A 19,128-nucleotide genomic window follows, 5' to 3' on the forward strand; every position below is an offset into this window, starting at 1 on the left:
GTCACTATCATTTCAAGCTCTGTAGAAAAAAGGCCTAAAAAGGAACAGCCGTTTAAGTCCTGAAATGGTATGACTATTGCAGCAAAAGTAAGTCTCCTGGCAATCTGGTTATCGTTCAAAGTCGGCTAGGGAACGATAAAGGTGCTTCACGTATTGCTGGAGGCAGCGAGATGACCGAATGGAATTTAAGGACATGGGTTTTGCTGAGCAGTGTTATGTGGGTATTCGGTGGTGTGCAACCGATCGCCGCTCAAGTTGTTCCTGATGCCACGTTGCCTGCTGGAGAGCGATCGCAAGTCACAGGCAACCCTAACGTGCAAATTGATGGTGGGGCAAGGCGAGGCGGCAACCTGTTCCACAGCTTCAGTCAGTTCTCTGTGCCAACGGGAGGCTCTGCTTATTTCAACAATGCCGCTGATGTGCAGAACATTTTCAGCCGCGTGACGGGTGGGTCAGTCTCGAATATCGACGGGCTAATTCGGGCAAATGGGGCGGCAAATCTATTTCTGCTCAATCCCAACGGGATTTTGTTTGGCCCAAATGCATCCCTCAACATTGGCGGTTCCTTTGCGGCAACGACTGCTAATGCGATCGGCTTCCCCAATGGTGAGGTGTTCAGCAGCGACGCGACGCAACCATTACCGAGTCAATTGCTCACTGTAAATCCCAATGCCTTCTTCTTTAATCAACTGACACCCAAGCCGATCGTCAATCAATCAACATTCAACGGCACAGGTTTACAAGTTCCAGTGAAACAGAACTTATTACTGGTTGGTGGCGCTGTGCAATTCGATAACGGACGGATAGCGAGTCCGGGCAGTTATGTCGAGTCAGGAAATGTGGGTGGAGTAGGAACCGTTGGTTTGTCAACTACTTCCGAAGATTGGCAACTGAGTATTCCCGATAGTGTTGTGCGAGCAGATGTCTCTCTCAGTAATGACTCCCGAATCAACGTTCTTGGTGGGGAAGGTGGGAGTATTGCAGTCACAGCCCGAAACGTTTCCTTGAGTGAGGAAAGCAGATTTCGGGTAGGAATTGATGCTGATTTGGGCTTTGTTGGCGCTCAAACAGGGGGCATTCAGATTGATGCGACAGAAACAGTCAATTTGTTTAATGCGGGCTCGATCCGCATTGAAGTACTTCCTAGGGGCACAGGTAATGTGGGTGACATGACGATCACGACCGGATCGCTTTTTCTCACTGGGGTTTCTCGACTAGTTGCTGCTACGAGCGGACAGGGAAGCGTAGGAAGTATAAATATTCATGCCCGCAATACGGTCTCTTTCGATAGCAATAGCTACATACTTAACGCTGTGCAAAATGCGGCTATCGGTAATACTGGCGGTATCAACATTACTACGGGATTGCTTTCTCTTACAGGAGGTACTGAACTAGTTTTCAGCGTGAGAGGGCAGGGAAACGTAGGAAGTGTGAATATTCATGCCCGCGATACGGTCTCTTTGGATAACAGTAAGGTATTTAATACCGTAGAGCCAACGGGTATTGGGAATGCTGGTAACATCAGTATCACGACGGGGGCACTTGCTTTCACAGACGACGCTGCACTGATTTCCAGAACGGAAGGACAAGGAAATTCCGGCAATGTATCTATCAACGCCCGCGATCGCATCTCTTTAGATAACAGTGCGATATTCAATACCGTGGAACCAACGAGTATCGGTAATGCTGGCGATATCGCTATCACGACAGGGTTACTTACGCTCACAGGGGGCAGTTACCTGCTTGCCAACACGAGTGGACAGGGAAACGCAGGCAGTGTGACTATCAATGCCCGCGATCGCGTCTCCTTAGACAGCAGTACTATATTTAATACTGTGGAACCAACAGGCATCGGGAATGCTGGCGCTATTAACATCACTACGGAATCACTATCTCTCGTGAAGGGTTCTCAAATGATTGCTGGAACCTCGGGACAGGGGAATGCTGGTGACGTTACAATTAATGCCCGCGATCGCGTTTCCGTGGACGGTGAGTCTTTGGATGGAACTATAGCCAGCACTATCTTCACGCAAGTGAATCCAGGTGCTTTCGGTCAGGGTGGCAATGTGGCGATCGCAACGGGAACGCTGTTTCTAACCAACGGGGGTGCTATCAATACTGCAAACACAGGTGGTACAGGCGATGCCGGTCGCGTTACCATCCAGGCACGTGACTCTGTGCAGATTCGTGGCACAGCGCCTAGTTATACTTATCTCCGCAGTGGCGTGTTTACCTCGGCAACGCCAGGATCGGTGGGAAACGGCGGGGATGTCAGCCTTGCAACAGGCTCACTCTCCGTTTCCGACCAGGGAAGAATCATTACAAATGCTGAAGGGCAAGGCGATGCCGGCAATATCCAGATTCAAGCGAGTGGTGTTGTCTTGTTTGATGGTGGCGATGCTATCAGTACGTTCGATTCAGAAGCAGCAGGTAGGGGCGGTGATATTGAGATTGAGGCGCGATCGCTCTCTGTTCTGAATAACGCTCAACTCTCAGCTTCCACCACTGGCAACGGGAATGCGGGCAATATTACAGCCAGTGCCGATACGGTGACTGTGAACAGCGGTGGACAACTGCTCACCACAACATCTAGTAACGGTCGAGCAGGCGACATTACAGTGAAGACTCCAAACTTGCAATTATCAGGCGCAAACAGTGGTCTCTTTGCTGGCACGACCAGTGCCGGAGATGCGGGTAATTTAACAATTCAGCCACGCGGAAACGGGCAAAGTGTCCAAGTGAACCTTCAAGATGGGGCGCAGATTTCTGCCTCCACCGCCAGCAGCGGTCGCGGAGGACAATTAACAATCGCTGCTCCCGAATCCATTACTTTAGCAGGGAATGGTTCCATCATCGCCGCTGGAGCGGGGGGCATTGGGGCAGGTGGAAATTTAAGTCTCCGCACTGGAAGTCTAAACATTCAAGACCAAGCGGAAGTCACGGTGAGTAGTTCCGGTACTGGCACGGCGGGTTCTCTATTTGTGGATGCGAATCGCATCTTCCTTAACAATCAAGGCAGCATCCGTGCCGATACAACGGGCGGTGGTGGAAATATCAATCTGCGATCGCCTTTCATCCTCCTCCGTAATGGCAGCAACATTACCACCAACGCTACGGGCAATAACGTTCCTGGCGGTAACATTGCTATTGATACCCGCTTTCTGGTTGCGGTGCTCAGTGAAGACAGCAATATCAGTGCCAACTCTGAAGATTTTCAGGGCGGCAACGTTCGCATTAATGCCTTTTCCATCTTTGGCATTCAACCCAGTCTGGTTGCCACCCCTTTCAGTGACATCACTGCCACAGGTGCAACGTCAGCGTTGAGCGGCACAATCGATGTCATTACCGCAGGCATTGACCCGACTTCTGGTTTAGTGGCGCTACCCACTGATCTTGCAGATGCATCAGGATTAATTGCTCAAGGCTGTCCTGCCGATAATGGCAACTCGTTTGTCATCACGGGTCGCGGTGGGTTGCCGCCCACGCCGGAACAACAGCTAGACGATGATGCGGAGTGGAGCGATCAACGGAGGCTGGTCGTAGCTGGGATAGGAGGACAGGGAGACGCGGAGATGCGGAGACGCGGAGACGTTCAAAATTCAAAATTACCCTACACCCCATCCCTCATCCCCCACACCCTACACCCTACACCCTACGCCCCAATCGTCGAAGCAACCGGAATACAAATCACTTCCAATGGAAAAATCTTTCTAGTCGCGATCGCCCCCAACCCAAGCGTACAGAATTGGTTCAATCAGCCAGGCACTTGCAGCGGTAAGGTCGTAAACCACTTAAAGTAGATCGATCGCCCTGTGCTTCCGCTATCCCACTCAAGTACATCTGACAAGAGATGTAATGTTGGAGCGATGATAGCTGTAATCGCAACGATCCAGCGTAAAGGTATTGCCATCCGCAACTTTCCTCAACTGAGCCTGCATGTAACGGGTCTGTTGAGCGGAGACAAATAACATTCAAACGAAGCGTGAAGACCTTATTCGCCGCTCCAACAGAATTGTTATACGGCGATCATTGGTAGTTTGTGGCGCAAAGTAGGCATTACGCGTTTACTTAAGGATTAATGGTGTCAGAACAGGAGCCATTAACATTTCAAACTCCAGATTCGTTGCGCTAACTACATTTTCGACAATCTTACCATTCTGTAGCCGCATGACGTGGGTTTCAATGAAGGTGATATCTCGATTCGTTGCAGGAAGACCAAAGAACTCCTTGGCATGTTTCTGTACGGATCGGAATCGAACGACCACGCGATCGCCCGATGCAAACATATCTTCAATGATCATCTCTAAACCTGGAATCGGAGGAAAGGCGTCGAAAAAGCTGCTGAAAATTTGCTGGTACTGCTCACGTCCATTGATCGGACCATCTGGTTTCAATCCGGTGATCGCCTGCACCTGTTTGTCTAGAACGTCTGCTGCTACGGACATATCGCCCCTACCCAAAAATTGCTCAACAAAAATACGAGCGATCGTCAAGTTTTGTTCTTCTGTTGGAGTCATTGTCGTTGTTTCCTTTTGTCATAACACTGCAATCAAATATCACAAACCTGATTACCAGGGCAGCGCGATCACCCCACCCAACTTCCGCATTTCGGCAAAAAACTTGCCCTGTGCGCCGTCATCAGGCAACGTTGCTAGATACATTGCCGTTTCCGCACCTTCATCGACGGTGAAGGGTGCATTAGAACCACCCATATCGGTTTTTACCCAGCCAGGAGAATAAGCGTTTACCAAAATGTTGGTTCCCTGAAGTTCCTTTGCCAGGATAGCCGTCAGTCCATTTAGCCCAACTTTGGAAAGGCGGTAGGAAGGAGCCAATGGATAGTCATCGCTACCCATCAACATCAGAGAAGCCATCTCGGTAGAAACATTGACAATTCGCCCGTAGTGTTGTGCTTGCATCAAGGGCAACAGGGCTTGGGTCATGCGAGCAACTGCTAGAACATTGGTTGCAAAGGTTGCCAGCATCGTTTCCATTTGAACCGTTAATAGGCTAGATTCCTCTGGCTGCATCGTTGGGTTAATCCCTGCGTTGTTGACCAAAATATCGGCTCGTCCATAGGTTTGCTGCAACCAAGTGGTGAACTGCTGCACACTGATATCGCTCGTCACATCCAGGGGATGATAATCCACTGGAATGCTCTCACCGGATAATCGCTGTTGGGCAGCAAGACCCTCTTGCTCCTTACGGCTCGTCAGTACAACTTGAATATCCTCTTTCTGGGCTAACTGACGGGCGATCGCATAGCCTAACCCCTTATGGCTACCAGTGACCACTGCAACTCTCGGCATCATATTCATCAAAAAATAGATCTTGGATTCGCAATGCTGTTACGGTAGCAACCTTTAGACTAGTGAACAAGTCGATATTACACATGAATACTATTAATGAAATCAATAAACTTAGCAGCGATCGACCTGAATCTGCTGGTTGCGTTTGAAGCATTGCTAGAGCAGCGTAGCGTCACTAAGGCCGCTGAACAGCTTCAAATTGGACAGCCCGCCATGAGCGCAGCGCTCAATCGTTTGCGGGTCTTGTTTGAAGATGAATTGTTTGTCCGATTAGGGCGACAAATGGAGCCAACCCTCAAAGCTTTGGCGATCGCTCCAGGCATCTTGGCGGCATTGCAACAGATTCGCCAAACCATTACATGCAGTCAGACATTTGATCCGACCTCCAGCGATCGCACCTTTGCCATTGGCAGTTCAGATTACACAAGCTTTGTTCTGGTGCCACTGCTGCTGGAATTTAGCCATCAAGTCGCCCCATCGCTCAACTTCCAGATGATTGGATTTGAGAAAGACAGCGTTGGAGGGTTGTTAGAACAAGGAGCGATCGACATTGCATTGGGCGTTTTTCCCAACCCACCCCGGCAAACCCAATGGGAACCGATTTTTGAAGAACGATTTGTGGGAATTGCCCGTCAAGGGCACCCAGAACTGAGGCAGGGAACCATGAGTTTGGAAACATTCACTCATCTCTCCCATGCCCTGACAACTCTGCGGCGAGATACCGTTGGTGAAATTGATCAAGCCTTAAGTCAGCGGAATTTAGAGCGTCGCATTGCCTTAACGACTCCGCACATGCTGACCTTGCCCTTTGCGATCGCATCCAGTGACTTGGTAGCAGCACTTCCTCACCGCATCGCTCTTCGTTTAGCAACGGTCTGCAACTTGACAATCTTTGAACTTCCAATCAAAACAAAACCGTGGATGGTTTCCATGCTTTGGAGTGCATTGAACGATCAAGATGAAGCAAACCGTTGGTTACGCAAAGCAGTTAAAACGATTTCCCAAAAGATATGGGCAAGCTGAACTGGTAGAGGGCAGTCCCAATACCCCCAATATTCACTCAACCTAGAACATCGACAAGTGAGGTTTGCATTGCGCCCCGCCAAAAATTTAGCTGTATAACGGCTCAAATCAGCGGCGGCAGACAACCTTGAACTTAGCACCAACGACTCTCAACCGTCCGCTGCATTTGAATTGTTAGACCGCGCCCAACGAAATGTTTCTCAACTACGATCGCAAATCAAAACACCAATTGGAGAGAATAGGGCTAGGGAATGTAGATCCGCCCCACTCCCGTATAGTTATCAATATCGAACAGAATCTCAACTAGACGACTGGCACATCGTTCACGATAATTTTGTTCATCAAGTCTCTCTTTATTGCCAATCGTCACAATAGGGAGCGATGTCAGTGTACTGTTTTCCCGGATCACTTGCTCCAGCGAATCGTCCCCTTTCATATTCCGATTTGCAGTCAGGATAATCATTTGATTGTCTTAAGCGACCTGCCAAACTAAACGATCGCTGCTGTTTTCGAGTAAACCAACTTCCTCAAACCCAATGAAGCGAATCGGTATCAGTTCGAGCCATCCTTCAGCCGCGATCGTGCCCCAGAGTAAGGTTGCCTGTCCTCTCAAGTTGTAGTCGAGCAGAAAATTCATACCTTGGACTCAAGCCTATCTTTCCAAGCTTGGAGTTTAGAACGGATAGCTTCTTGACCCGGTTTCGGGGGTGTTGCAGCAAGATGGGCAAAGTGTTTTCGATTGCGTTCTTCCCAATATTGCCGATTGTCTTCCGCAATTTGCAATACTTGTTGGTATTCAGCTTCTACCTCACTTTGATGAGCTTCGATGTAGGAAAGCGCAGCATCAACTTGAGCATCTGTGAGACAGAGCTTTTCGCGAATGAGCTTTGCAGGATAGCCAGCTATGAAGTAGTCCATCACATCATAAAGCGTGATGCGGGTTCCTGTGATTGTCAGACCACGCTCTGTTCGCGTAATCTCTGGTTGCCCAGTGCCTAATGCAGCTATACTAAGACTCCTTGAGTTAACTGCTTCGCCTATATTTTAGCTCAAACCTAATCCTGAAAGGTTGGGAGTATTATCAACCGAACGCATTCACAGTGATTCACGGAGTTTTGCGATCGCTTTCAGGATTGCTTCTCGGTTCTTGCGGGATTGCATCCATTTTGGCAGTCGAGAAAATAAGCTACGATTCGACCACCCATACTGCTTATCAGGTCAAGTGCAGCGCCTTGTTCTGCCTCGTGCTCATCTTCTTAATCTTTACCTAAGCCACCGTTGGGCACCAATAGCCTGCATGATGAGTTCGACAGCCAGTGCAGCTAAAATCATGCCTGTAACACGCTCTAAGATTGCAGCACCGTTATTACCGATGATTCGTAAAATCGGATTAGCCAGCAGCATCAACCCATAGATGATGGTCATAATGAATACAACAACACAAGCTGTTACCGCCTGTGATGAGATTGAATAGATCTGATTGTCTGTCAGCAAAACCACAGCCATGATTGCTTCTGCTCCTGCGATAGACGGCACCGCCAGCGGAAAAACCGCAATATCATGACCCTTTTCAGGTGTTGCTGATGGTTCGTGCGAAAAGCCGAAAATCATTTGCAAGGCAAGCAATAATAAGATCAAACCGCCTGCAACTTGCAAAGAAAGCAACTGAATTTTCATCGCCGACAGAATTGCTTGTCCTGCTGCAATAGACCCTAATAAAATTACTGTGGAGTAAACAACAGCCTTAAGCGCGACTTACGGCGCTGCGTTTGAGCTAGATGTGCCGACAACGAAGCAAAAAAAACAGGTGTTCCGATCGGTTCGATTGTCACCCACAACGTCAGGAAATCACTCAGTGCTTTATCAACCATGCCTAAAGTTTACATGGTCAAAGCTTAGTAAGGCGTATCCGGTAATTGGAGGATACGCTGACGTGGAGACAGAGGGCCACGGAGACGAGATCGTAAACCTCTCAGCGTCATTCTGAATGACTTCCTTAACCTCCAGATGCACCATACTGAACGGCTTAAATTGGATTAACTTATCTATCTAGTCTGGTCTGGCTTTGCAAAACCTGCGACGATAAAGTACAAACCCAGCCAAAAACCGATATTCGCTGCTATCAGCATCGGAAGGAGCCACACAATGTCATGAATGAGGGATACCGGGGCGGGCAAATCAATCGCGTCATACAACGCCTCTTTTCAGGCAGGGGATGGTGGCGATCGCTCCCTTTGGCTCTGTTGGGATGGCTCGTCGCGATTAGCTTGCACGCTGGGATTGCAGGTGGTTTTCAAGAGGCTGGTAACTGGAAGGCGGAGGATATAGAGCGGATCAAGATGGCATCAAAGACCCTGCCGTCTTCTACAATTTCTCCTTTCGCCCAAGTGCAACAGGCAGAAGATTACTATCAGGCAGGGCGACTTTTGGACGCGATCGCCCTCTGGCAACAAGCCGCCACCAGTTACGAAACGAACGGTGATCGCCTAAATCAAGCACTCGTTCTCAGCTTCCTCGCCACCGCGTTTGCCGATTTGGGACAGTGGACACAGGCGAATGACGCGATCGCGACCAGCCTTGCCCTCATTCCAAACTCCAAACTCCAAACTCCAAATTTACAACTCTTTCTCGCCCAGGTTCTGACTACTCAAGGAAAGCTACAACTGGTTCAAGGGAAAGCCTCTGAAGCGTTGGCAACTTGGGAACAGGTAGAAGCTGTCTACCGTAAAATAAACGATACCAGCGGAGTGTTAGGGAGCCAGATCAATCAGGCAAGGGTTTTACAGGCAGAGGGGTTGTACAGACGAGCGACGAATCTACTGACGCAGGTGGGGCAGTCCCTCCAAGGTCAACCCAATTCGCGTCTCAAAGTGACAGGATTGCGAAATCTCGGCAAGATGTTGCGGTTAGTTGGCAATCTAGAGCAATCTCGGACTGTCCTGGAACAGAGTTTAGCAATCGCCCAGAAACTTCAAGGCAAAGTACCTACATCCGATATCAGCGGTATTCTGTTCAGTTTGGGAAACACGGTTCGCTCCCAGGGAGAAACGGATGCAGCCCTCGACTTCTATCAAAAAGCTGTAGCGCTTGCTCCCTCGCTTACAGTAAAAACTCAGATTCAACTTGCCCAATTCAATTTGCTAGCAGCCAGCGATCGCCCAACAGCAGTTGATCGCTGGCTGCCGCAAATTCAATCTCAGCTTGCCCAGTTACCTCCTGGTCGGCTAGCTGCGTATGCCCGCATTGACTTGGCTCAAAGCGCCATCAAAATCAGCCGTGATGGGAAGGTGGCATCTCCCAATCTTCTTAAAGCCGCAGCTCAGGAACTTGCTACGGCGCTTCAACAGGTTCGCATGTTGGGCGATCGACGTGTTGAATCCTACGTGCTTGGAACCTTGGGCAGTTTGTATGAAGGCACCCAGCAATGGGACGCTGCCAAAACGCTGACACGACAGGCGCTCAGTCTCGCTCAGTCGATTAACGCGCCTGACATTGCCTATCAATGGGAATGGCAACTCGGACGAGTGTTCTGTCAAGGCACGCAGTCCTGTACATCCACAGGAGATCTACACAACGCTACTGCTGCCTATGGTTCAGCGGTCAAAACCTTGCAATCCCTTCGCAGTGATTTGGCAGCAATTAATCCAGAGGTACAATTTTCGTTTCGAGAAAGCGTCGAACCCGTTTATCGACAGTTTGTAGAACTGCTGTTGCAGACTGACAGCAACGCGCCCAACCAGTCAAACCTGAAACAAGCGCGTGAAGTGATCGAAGCGCTGCAATTGGCAGAACTTGACAACTTCTTTCGAGAGGCTTGTACCAACGCGCGTCCCGTCAACATCGACCAGATCGATCCGCAGGCAGCGGTCATTTACCCCATCATGCTGCCCAACCAGTTAGCCGTCATTGTGGCACTGCCCAACCAGCCCTTGCGCTATCACAAGACATTGCTACCCCAGGTGGAAGTCGAACACCGTCTCACTCAAATGCGTCAAGCGCTCAGACCCACTGCCTTTGTGGAGGATTGGTTGCCTGCTGCTCAACAGGTCTACAAGCTGCTGCTAAAGCCAGTAGAGGCTGAACTGGCAGCAAGTGGTGTGAAAACTCTGGTGTTTGTACCGGATGGGTTACTTCGCAGTTTGCCAATGGCAGCCCTCCATGATGAACAGCAATATTTGATTGAAAAGTACAGTGTGGTGCTCACGCCCGGATTGCAATTGCTGCAACCGCGATCGCTGCAACGATCGCGGCTACAAGGACTCCTGGCAGGCTTGAGTCAAGCGCGTGAAGGCTTTGCGGCATTGCCCAATGTAGCAGTTGAAATGCAGCAAATTAAAGCCGAAATTCCCGCTCAGATGTTGCTGGATCAGTCCTTCACCCGCCAATCGCTGCAAGCTCAGATTGATTCCAATGCTTCATCCATTGTGCATCTGGCAACGCACGGTCAGTTTAGTTCGCAGGCTGATGACACCTTTGTTTTGTCCTGGGATGGGCGCATCAACGTCAAACAATTGGATCAACTGCTTCGTTCCAGGGAGGGCAAGCTTAACCCGATCGAACTGCTGGTACTGAGCGCGTGCCAGACCGCAACTGGCGATAAACGCGCAGCGTTGGGCATGGCAGGGGTAGCGGTGCGATCGGGGGCGCGCAGTACGCTTGCCTCGCTGTGGTCGGTCAGCGATCGTTCCACAGCATTGCTCATGATCGAGTTTTACCGGGAGTTAGGCAAGCCTGGAGTGACGAAAGCGGAGGCGTTGCGTCGTGCTCAGGTCGCTTTATTACATCAAGACGATTACACTTCTCCTTATTACTGGGCACCATTTGTTCTATTAGGAAATTGGTTGTAAAAAACGTTATGGCTGACCTTAAAGTGCTTCTAAGCAGCATTCCCATCAGCATCGCTCTGGGTTTAGAACTGGCGATCGTGCCTGGGACAGCTTCGCCAGCAATATTCCAACAAAGATTCCCCTTAGTCCCCCTTTTTAAGGGGGAAACAGAGCCACTCTTACCCTCCCTTTTTAAGGGGGGATGGGGGGATCGAATGGAGAGACAACTTGCACAAAGCAATCCCCCGCCACCCCCGACGAATCCGGGTAGCTCCTCCGCTGGGGGACGGCGTGATCCAACCAACTGCCCTCAAGATGTGGGAGTAACAACCAGCCCCTTACTCACTGCCCTTAGCCCCATGACAAAACCAGGACTCACAGTGGCAGAGCGTCCGACCTTTCTCGTCTATGTGCCCAAAACCAGTGCAAAGAATGCAGAGTTTAGCCTTCGCAGCCGGATGGGTCAAGGGATTTATCGCACCATGATTGCCCTGTCCGCGACTCCCAAACTCATCAGCATTACCCTGCCCGCGCAAACACCCCCGTTAGCGGTGGATCAGTCCTATACCTGGGCGTTTGCCATCATTTGCAACCTGAACGATCGCCTGGACGATCGCTTTGTCACAGGCATGGTGCAACGCCTTGCGATTGATTCGGGTCGTCTACGTCAAATCCAGCAGGCATCACTCAAGGAACAGCTAGTGCTCTATCAGCAAGTGAATGCCTGGTACGATGCCCTCGCCCTTCTGTTTCAGCTAAAACGTAGTCAACCGAATGACTCAACCGCCAACACCGCTTGGCGCGAACTGCTGCAAGCAGGAGGAGTGGATCCCATGATTGATAGCAACCCAGAGACTACAAACCCACGTTGAGCGATCGCATTTATTCCATGTGGACAACTTTAAAGCAGCAGCTTTGGCGATGGCGTGGCGTTTTAATTACCGTTCCGAGCATTGCCGGAGGTTTGCTGCTGCTGCGTTTTACAGGCGCACTACAACTGATGGAGCTAGTGGCGCTGGATCAGATGTTTCGCCTTCGTCCCGTTGAAGCCGTTGATGATCGCATTGTCCTCATCACGATCGATGAGTCAGATATCAAACAGCTTGGGCAATGGCCCATGTCTGATGCAGCGCTAGCTCGCGTCATCACTACGCTCAAACAACAGCAGCCCAGAGTCATTGGTCTGGATATTTTTCGCGATCTACCCGTTGAACCGGGACATCAGGCATTGGTCAACGTTTTCACGACCACACCAAACTTAATTGGCATTGAGAATGTGATTAAAGCAGCGAACGGTGAAGTCGTTCAAGCCCCACCGCTCTTGAAGCAGCGTGATCAAGTCAGTGCCAGCGATCTGCTACTAGACAGGGATGGTCGGGTGCGTCGCAGCTTGTTGTATTTGAGGACTCAGGACAATCGCTCAATCTTCGCGCTGGGAGCACGCCTAGCGTTTTTGTACCTTGATCGACAAGGCATTCGCCGCCAACCCCTTAATGCTGATCAGACAAAATTTCGATTGGGTCGAGCCGTCTTTAAGCCATTGCAAACCAATACTGGTGGGTATGTGGGTCTTGATGCGGGTGGCTATCAAATTCTGTCTAACTTTCCCAGATTCCAGCAAGGGTTTCGCACGATCTCGCTGACGAATGTTTTGCAGGGTCAGTTGCCACGCGATCTGGTGCGCGATCGCATCGTCCTGATTGGGTTAACCGCAGAAAGTCTCAAAGACAAATTTTTTACTTCCTACACCACTGACTCTACTGCCGTACCTGCTGGTGTTGAAGTCCACGCGCTATTAACCAGTCAATTGTTGAGCGCTGCTTTAGATGGGCGACCACTACTGAACGTTTACCCGGAACCAATGGAATGGGTATGGCTGGTACTTTGGTCTGCGATCGGAGCCGTCATTGGTTGGACAGCCTCATCACCACGAAAAGCCTTAGTGAGAGTGATTCTCTTAGGCATCGCTCTTTGTGGCGGTGCCTATGGCTTCTTTCTGCTGGGCTGGTGGATCATGCTCATCCCACCGTTGCTGGCGCTACTGGGATCTGCCATCACCAGCCATGGCTATTTATTGTGGGAAAATCTGAAGGAGTATGCCCACACACTTGAACAAAAGGTCGAAGAGCGCACCCTGAACCTGGAACAGGAAATTGTTGAACGAAAACAGGCAGAAGAGACCTTAAGCCAGCAGAAACAGCTTCTCCAAACGATCGTGGATCACATTCCGGTAATGATTACGCTTTACGACGCCACGGGGCGCATTGAGTTTGTCAATCATCAGTTTGAGCAAATTTTGGGCTGGTCATCTGCCGATTTGCAGAATATTGACCTGGTCGCTGAATGTAGTTCCGATTCAGAACATCGGGAGCAGATTTTAGACCATATGTTAGCCGCCACTGGCACCTGGCTCGATCTAAAAATTAGAACCAAAGACGATCGCTTAGTAAACACCGCCTGGGCAAATGTTCAGCTTGATCATCGTCTATCTGTTGGAATCGGGCAGGACATTAGCGATCGCAAGCGGGCTGAAGAAGCCTCCCTGCTGGATGAACGCAACCGCATGGCACGCGAAATTCACGACATTCTCGCCCAGGCGTTTACGGGCATCTTGCTGCATGTGGGAGCCGCGATGGAAATTATGGTTAAAAAACCAGCCAAGGCAGAAACACACCTGGAAACCGTGGATGAGTTAGCGCGTTCTGGACTGGCAGAAGCGCGGCGATCGGTCGTTGCCTTGCGTCCCAAACTCCTGGAAGAAGGCGATTTGCCAAGTGCCCTCAAACGCCTGACCGCTCAAATGCAGGTGTCCAGCCAGACTCAGCTCACCTGTGAAATCGTTGGAGTCACCTACGCTTTATCACCCCACGTTGAGAACCATCTTTTGCGAATTGGGCAAGAAGCCCTCACTAACGCCATTAAGTACGCTCATGCTACAACCATTGACATCGAGTTAGTGTATGAGGAAACGCAGTGCCTTCTGCGAGTTAAAGATAATGGGCAAGGCTTTGATGTAACTCAGGTCTCTCTAGAGCGGGGCTTTGGTCTAATTGGCATGAGTGAACGGGCTGAGCGGATGCATGGTGAATTAATGATCCAAAGTCAGCCAGGCCAAGGTACAGAAATCATTGTGATAGTTGGGGCGTAGGGGTGTAGGGTGTGGGGTATGGGTAAATTGGAAAGCTATCGTGACTTAGAGGTTTGGAAAGTCTCAATGCAATTAGCACGAGCCGTATACCAAGCGACAGAAGCTATGCCGAAGCATGAGATCTATGGCTTAACGTCTCAGATTCGCAAAGCTAGTGTATCTGCAAATATTGCTGAAGGCTATGGGCGGCATCATCGTAAGGAATACCTCCAGTTCCTCGGCATTGCTAATGGTAGCTTTAAAGAACTGGAGACGCTGCTTCTCCTCGCTAATGGTTTGACTTACATTGGTAACATTACCGAACTGATGCGTTTGTGTGAAAGTGCAGGACGCTTACTCAATCGCCTTCGTCAAAATCTTCAAGGGTTGTAGATCGCAATAAGATTTGCTACACCCTACACCTTACACCCCACACTCTACCTAACCCCAATGTCTACATCCCATACTCAGATTCGAGTGCTCATTGTGGATGATCATCTGATCGTTCAGGAAGGGATCGCTGCCATCATCAATGAAGAAGAGGATATGACGGTGATTGGTCGCGCAAAGAATGGGATCGAGGCGATCGAGTTGTTTCGTCAGCTACAGCCTGATGTAACTTTGATGGATTTGCGGATGCCCGAAATGGGAGGAGTGGAAGCCATCACGGCGCTTTGTGCTGAATTTAACACGGCTCGCACGATTGTCTTAACCACTTATGACGGCGATGAGGACATCTATCGAGGGTTACGAGCAGGTGCAAAAGGCTATTTACTCAAAGACTCTAAACCCAGTGAACTGCGCACAGCCATTCGTACCGTTTATAGCGGTCAGCAGTACATTCCATCACACGTTGGCGCTAAGTTAGTCGAGCGGATGAACAATCCCGAATTAACCGATCGCGAATTAGAAGTCTTGCAATTAGTCGCTCAGGGCATGAGTAATTTAGAAATTGGTGTTGCCTTAACAATTACTGAAAGCACCGTTAAGTCGAATATCAACCGCATTTTAAGCAAGCTGGGAGCGAAAGACCGCACCCAAGCAACCATTATTGCAATGAAACGGGGGCTTACCAGCTCTTAAATCTGTCACATCCAACTTAGAGTTGATTGAGTTTATAAACTTAAGTTGGAATCAAATCCCATACTTTGGATCAATCAATTTGTAATCGATGGGTTACGCAAATGATAGCCCTGGAGTGGACGACAAAGTCGAGTGTATCTTCTAAAGTAAGGCCATACAAACGGTTATAGCGTGACAGCAAAGATGATGGAAACCAATAAAGGGTTACCATTTCTGATGACTAAACATTGTGGAGCTGCAAATGAAACTCATCTCTGTCAATGTCGGGCTTCCGCGTGAAGTGACTTGGAAAGGGAAAACGGTAAGCACAGGTATTTTCAAAGAGCCAGTCGGCGATCGTGTTATGGTGCGATCGCTCAACTTAGACGGGGATGGACAGGCTGATTTAACCGTTCATGGTGGTTTAGAAAAAGCCGTCTATGTCTATCCATTCGAGCATTACGACTATTGGCGCGGTGAATTGCCTGACGCTGAGTTGACGATGGGTAATTTTGGTGAAAATTTCACCACTACTGGGCTGAAAGAAGAGGACTTGAATATCGGCGATCGCTTTGCGATTGGTAATGTGCAATTGATGGTGACCCAACCGCGCATGCCCTGCTATAAGCTCGGCATTCGGTTTGGGCGACCGGATATGGTGAAACGTTTTCTTGCGAGTCGTCGCACTGGTTTTTACTTCTCCGTTTTGCAAGAAGGTGAAGTCGAGGTCGGAGACACTCTAGAGTTGGTCAGCCGAGACGAGAACAACATCACAGTTGCTGATATTACTCAACTGTATACCCGTGAGCAGACCGATCCAGCGCTACTTCACCGCGCGGCTCACCTGGAAGCGTTACCCGAAAGTTGGCGCAATTACTTCCAGGAGCAAGGTCGCCGTCAGGATGTGAGGTAAATTAACTTACCTTAAACTGCCATCATTCGCTCTTTATAACTTTATAACCCTACAAGGAGTAAGCTCATGACTACAGTCCGTACAGTTTCGATCGACGGTTTGAATATCTTCTACCGTGAAGCGGGTTCTCGTGATAATCCAACGATTCTACTTCTGCACGGCTTTCCGACCTCCTCCCATATGTTTCGCAATCTCATCCCTGCGCTTGCGGATAAATTCCATCTGATTGCCCCGGATTATCCCGGCTACGGAAACAGTTCCATGCCAACTGTGAATGAATTTGACTACACGTTTGATCATCTGGCTGAGATCATGGAGAAGTTTATTACCGCGATCGATCTCAAAAAATATAGCCTTTATGTGATGGATTATGGTGCGCCGATTGGCTATCGGCTTGCAGCGAAACACCCAGAACGAGTGCAAGCACTGATTGTGCAGAATGGCAATGCTTACGAAGAAGGTCTGCGCGAATTCTGGGAGCCGATCAAGGCTTACTGGCAGGAGCGATCGCCTGAGAATGTTGCCAAGCTTGAATACCTTGTCACGCTGGAGGCAACAAAGTGGCAATATACTAACGGCGTTCGCAACCTGGAAGCAATTAGCCCCGATACCTGGACGATGGATCAAAATTTTCTCGATCGCCCCGGTAACGGTGAAATTCAATTAGCGCTGCTGTATAGCTATGGCACGAATCCACCGTTATATCCCCAATGGCAGGAGTATTTCCGCAAATATCAACCGCCTACTTTGATTGTGTGGGGCAAGAACGACTATATCTTCCCTGCTGAGGGTGCCTATCCTTACAAGCGCGACCTGAAAGACGTTGAGTTCCATTTACTCGATACAGGACATTTTGCTTTAGAAGAAGATGGGGATGCGATCTCAGCCTATATCAGCCAATTTCTTATATCCCGGCTGCAACCCATCACTGCTTAATGAGAAAGGCTTAATGATTGTTCTGGCAGTCATTTGCGTAAAGAAGCCGCAGCATTAGCGTTCGGTCTCACATTGGCGTTTTTGAAACAGTATTTAGGGTAGTCGGTGATTGCCCTTTCTCGCTCGTTGTACATCAACAGGCATTGTCGAGTCAGCTAGCTTGGTAGTGCCAATTCAACAGATTGTTTACCATCAACCACCGAAGGAGAATATATGATCGCTCAAGTAACTTCGTCAGCAGTGAAAGTCTTGGAAGTTGCAGATGATCCGCGTCTTTCCAGAGAGGTAAAGGCATTTTTGAAATTGCTGAATGCAGGTGGTGTGCCTCTAGAAACATTACCACCACTCGAAGCACGTCAAGTTCTTGTAGATGCACAGGCTTCCGTTCCGGTAGATCTTTCAGGCATTGAAGAGTCTGAGAAGACGATTACCGCTGATGGGTATGCCATTACGCTCAATATTGTGCGACCGGAAGGAGTCAAAGGCACATTGCCTGTTTTCATCTTTATTCATGGTGGCGGTTGGGTACTGGGCGATTACCCAACCCACAAGCGTATGGTGCGCGATCTCGTTGTGCTTTCAGGGTTTGCAGGAGTTTTTGTCAACTACACGCGCACGCCAGATGCTCAATACCCCCAGGCAATCAATGAGATTTATGCCGCGACTAAATGGGTTGCAGAGTATGGTGAAGAGATTGGGGTGGATGGCAAAAATCTGGCAGTCGTTGGCAACAGTGTTGGTGGCAATATGACGGCAGTTACTGCTTTGCAGGCGAAAGCAAACGGAGGACCTCACATCAAGCTACAGATCATGATGTGGCCGATCGTAGACGCTAGTTTTGAAACAGAGTCGTATCACCAATTTGGTGAGAAGCGTTTTCTGACTACGCCATTAATGAAGTGGATGTATGACATGTACATCACTGATCCAGAAAAACGCCAAGATATCTACGCCTCGCCCTTACAAGCTACGGTTGAGCAATTGCAAGGCTTGCCTCCAGCGCTCATTCAGGTTGCAGAAAGCGATATTTTGCGTGATGGTGGCGAAGCGTATGGGCGCAAGCTGGATGAAGCTGGGGTGAAAGTAACCACCGTGCGCTACAACGGCATGATTCATGACTTTGGGCTGCTCAATGGTTTAGCCGAGGTTCCGGCAGTCCGTTCTCTGTTTGTGCAAGCCGCCGCTGAACTGAAGAAACATCTGCAATAGAAGATGACGCGGAGAAGGGAAGACGCGGTGAGCCAGAAGATTGAAAGAATTCCCGCGTCTTTGTGTCCCAGCGCTTCCGTGTCCATCTCTCCCCTATTACAGCGGTTTTCAAATGCATAAGCCACAGTGAGCGAACCAACCAAGGGCATCATCGCCGGAAATACAATCATTGATAATGCGAGTTAACGCTTGGTCAAGTGCTTCCCGAGTGCGCGCCTTGGCAGAGCGCAGCAGCAGCTTGAGCTTTGACCAGCACAACTCAATCGGCGAGAGGTCTGGTGAATAGGGAGGCAAAAATACCAGCTTGACTCCAGCCGCTTCCAGCGCCTCCCGAATCACCTGCGCATGATGCACCGGTAAGTTATCCATCAAGACAATGGCTCCCACCCACAGCTGCGGAATGAGAATCTCCTGAATATAGAACAAGAACACATCGGTATTGACACTGCCCACCACGCTGAAGCTGGCAATCAAGCCATCGAGACTCATCCCACCGATCAGGGAAATATTTTGCCCAGGATTACCAGGCGCTTCGCTGTCGTACAAGCGTGCACCTTTGGGAGCACGACCATACAGCCGCGTCAAACCCAAATGCATCCCGGTCTCATCAATAAACACCAAATTTCGTGGGTCAACGGTGAAGCTCCACAGGCGATGGGCAAACCGCGTGTTGAGTGACGATTAGATAGACCACCAAGACAATTACATAGACCGCTCCAGAGA

General features: G+C 49.6%; 16 protein-coding genes and 1 pseudogene. 10 read left to right on the top strand and 7 right to left on the bottom strand.

Features of this window, described 5'->3' with window-relative positions:
• Positions 1-170 precede the first annotated feature (170 nt).
• Positions 171-3,800, top strand: a complete 3,630-nt coding sequence (locus tag AC5JLP_RS01830; RefSeq protein ID WP_496066186.1) for a two-partner secretion domain-containing protein — start codon at positions 171-173, stop codon at positions 3,798-3,800.
• A 264-nt stretch (positions 3,801-4,064) separates the two neighbouring features.
• On the opposite strand, the gene AC5JLP_RS01835 is transcribed toward AC5JLP_RS01830, so the two are convergent.
• A complete protein-coding gene (locus AC5JLP_RS01835) occupies positions 4,065-4,517 on the bottom strand; it encodes an ester cyclase (RefSeq protein WP_496066187.1) in 453 nt (150 codons plus the stop codon).
• A gap of 51 nt (positions 4,518-4,568) precedes the next feature.
• Positions 4,569-5,312, bottom strand: coding sequence for an SDR family oxidoreductase (locus tag AC5JLP_RS01840; RefSeq protein WP_496066188.1), 744 nt, complete (start codon positions 5,310-5,312; stop codon positions 4,569-4,571).
• A 93-nt stretch (positions 5,313-5,405) separates the two neighbouring features.
• On the opposite strand from AC5JLP_RS01840, the gene AC5JLP_RS01845 reads away from it, so the two are divergent.
• Positions 5,406-6,332 carry a LysR family transcriptional regulator gene (locus AC5JLP_RS01845; protein ID WP_496066189.1) on the top strand — a complete coding sequence of 309 codons (927 nt, stop codon included), beginning with the start codon at positions 5,406-5,408 and terminating at the stop codon, positions 6,330-6,332.
• A 244-nt stretch (positions 6,333-6,576) separates the two neighbouring features.
• Here the strand turns inward: AC5JLP_RS01845 and AC5JLP_RS01850 are convergent, their stop codons facing one another.
• From AC5JLP_RS01850 to AC5JLP_RS01865, 4 genes and pseudogenes are all read right to left on the bottom strand, one after another.
• A complete protein-coding gene (locus AC5JLP_RS01850; RefSeq protein WP_496066190.1) occupies positions 6,577-6,768 on the bottom strand; it encodes a hypothetical protein in 192 nt (63 codons plus the stop codon).
• 36 nt (positions 6,769-6,804) lie between these two features.
• Complete coding sequence (locus tag AC5JLP_RS01855; RefSeq protein WP_496066191.1) at positions 6,805-6,969, bottom strand: hypothetical protein; 165 nt, start codon at positions 6,967-6,969, stop codon at positions 6,805-6,807.
• On the bottom strand, positions 6,966-7,373 hold the full coding sequence (locus AC5JLP_RS01860; RefSeq protein ID WP_496066203.1) for a DUF433 domain-containing protein: 408 nt from the start codon (positions 7,371-7,373) through the stop codon (positions 6,966-6,968). Before AC5JLP_RS01860 ends, AC5JLP_RS01855 begins: the two co-directional genes overlap by 4 nt.
• 222 nt (positions 7,374-7,595) lie before the next feature.
• Positions 7,596-8,072, bottom strand: a pseudogene (locus AC5JLP_RS01865) (MarC family protein); the annotation flags it as partial.
• Positions 8,073-8,482: 410 nt separating this feature from the next.
• Here AC5JLP_RS01865 and AC5JLP_RS01870 point away from each other — a divergent pair.
• The 8 genes from AC5JLP_RS01870 to AC5JLP_RS01905 all read left to right on the top strand — a co-directional run bounded on the left by AC5JLP_RS01870 (position 8,483) and on the right by AC5JLP_RS01905 (position 18,405).
• The gene (locus AC5JLP_RS01870; RefSeq protein WP_496066192.1) at positions 8,483-11,179 is read left to right on the top strand and encodes a CHAT domain-containing protein; all 2,697 of its coding nucleotides are present in this window, start codon (positions 8,483-8,485) and stop codon (positions 11,177-11,179) included.
• An 8-nt stretch (positions 11,180-11,187) separates the two neighbouring features.
• Complete coding sequence (locus AC5JLP_RS01875; RefSeq protein WP_496066193.1) at positions 11,188-12,030, top strand: DUF928 domain-containing protein; 843 nt, start codon at positions 11,188-11,190, stop codon at positions 12,028-12,030.
• A gap of 17 nt (positions 12,031-12,047) precedes the next feature.
• Positions 12,048-14,306 (top strand): CHASE2 domain-containing protein, encoded by a 2,259-nt coding sequence (locus AC5JLP_RS01880; protein WP_496066194.1) that lies wholly within the window; start codon positions 12,048-12,050, stop codon positions 14,304-14,306.
• 18 nt (positions 14,307-14,324) lie between these two features.
• Entirely contained in the window at positions 14,325-14,678 is a 354-nt protein-coding gene (locus AC5JLP_RS01885; protein WP_496066195.1) for a four helix bundle protein, read from the top strand.
• 57 nt (positions 14,679-14,735) lie between these two features.
• Positions 14,736-15,368, top strand: a complete 633-nt coding sequence (locus tag AC5JLP_RS01890) for a response regulator (protein ID WP_496066196.1) — start codon at positions 14,736-14,738, stop codon at positions 15,366-15,368.
• 241 nt (positions 15,369-15,609) lie between these two features.
• Positions 15,610-16,260 carry an MOSC domain-containing protein gene (locus tag AC5JLP_RS01895; protein ID WP_496066197.1) on the top strand — a complete coding sequence of 217 codons (651 nt, stop codon included), beginning with the start codon at positions 15,610-15,612 and terminating at the stop codon, positions 16,258-16,260.
• 66 nt (positions 16,261-16,326) lie between these two features.
• A complete protein-coding gene (locus AC5JLP_RS01900) occupies positions 16,327-17,196 on the top strand; it encodes an alpha/beta fold hydrolase (protein ID WP_496066198.1) in 870 nt (289 codons plus the stop codon).
• 213 nt (positions 17,197-17,409) lie between these two features.
• Positions 17,410-18,405 (top strand): alpha/beta hydrolase, encoded by a 996-nt coding sequence (locus tag AC5JLP_RS01905; protein WP_496066199.1) that lies wholly within the window; start codon positions 17,410-17,412, stop codon positions 18,403-18,405.
• Between the two features lie 108 nt (positions 18,406-18,513).
• Here the strand turns inward: AC5JLP_RS01905 and AC5JLP_RS01910 are convergent, their stop codons facing one another.
• On the bottom strand, positions 18,514-19,026 hold the full coding sequence (locus AC5JLP_RS01910; protein WP_496066200.1) for an IS630 family transposase: 513 nt from the start codon (positions 19,024-19,026) through the stop codon (positions 18,514-18,516).
• Between the last annotated feature and the right edge of the window lie 102 nt (positions 19,027-19,128).

It is taken from the genome of Stenomitos rutilans (genome assembly GCF_059505485.1).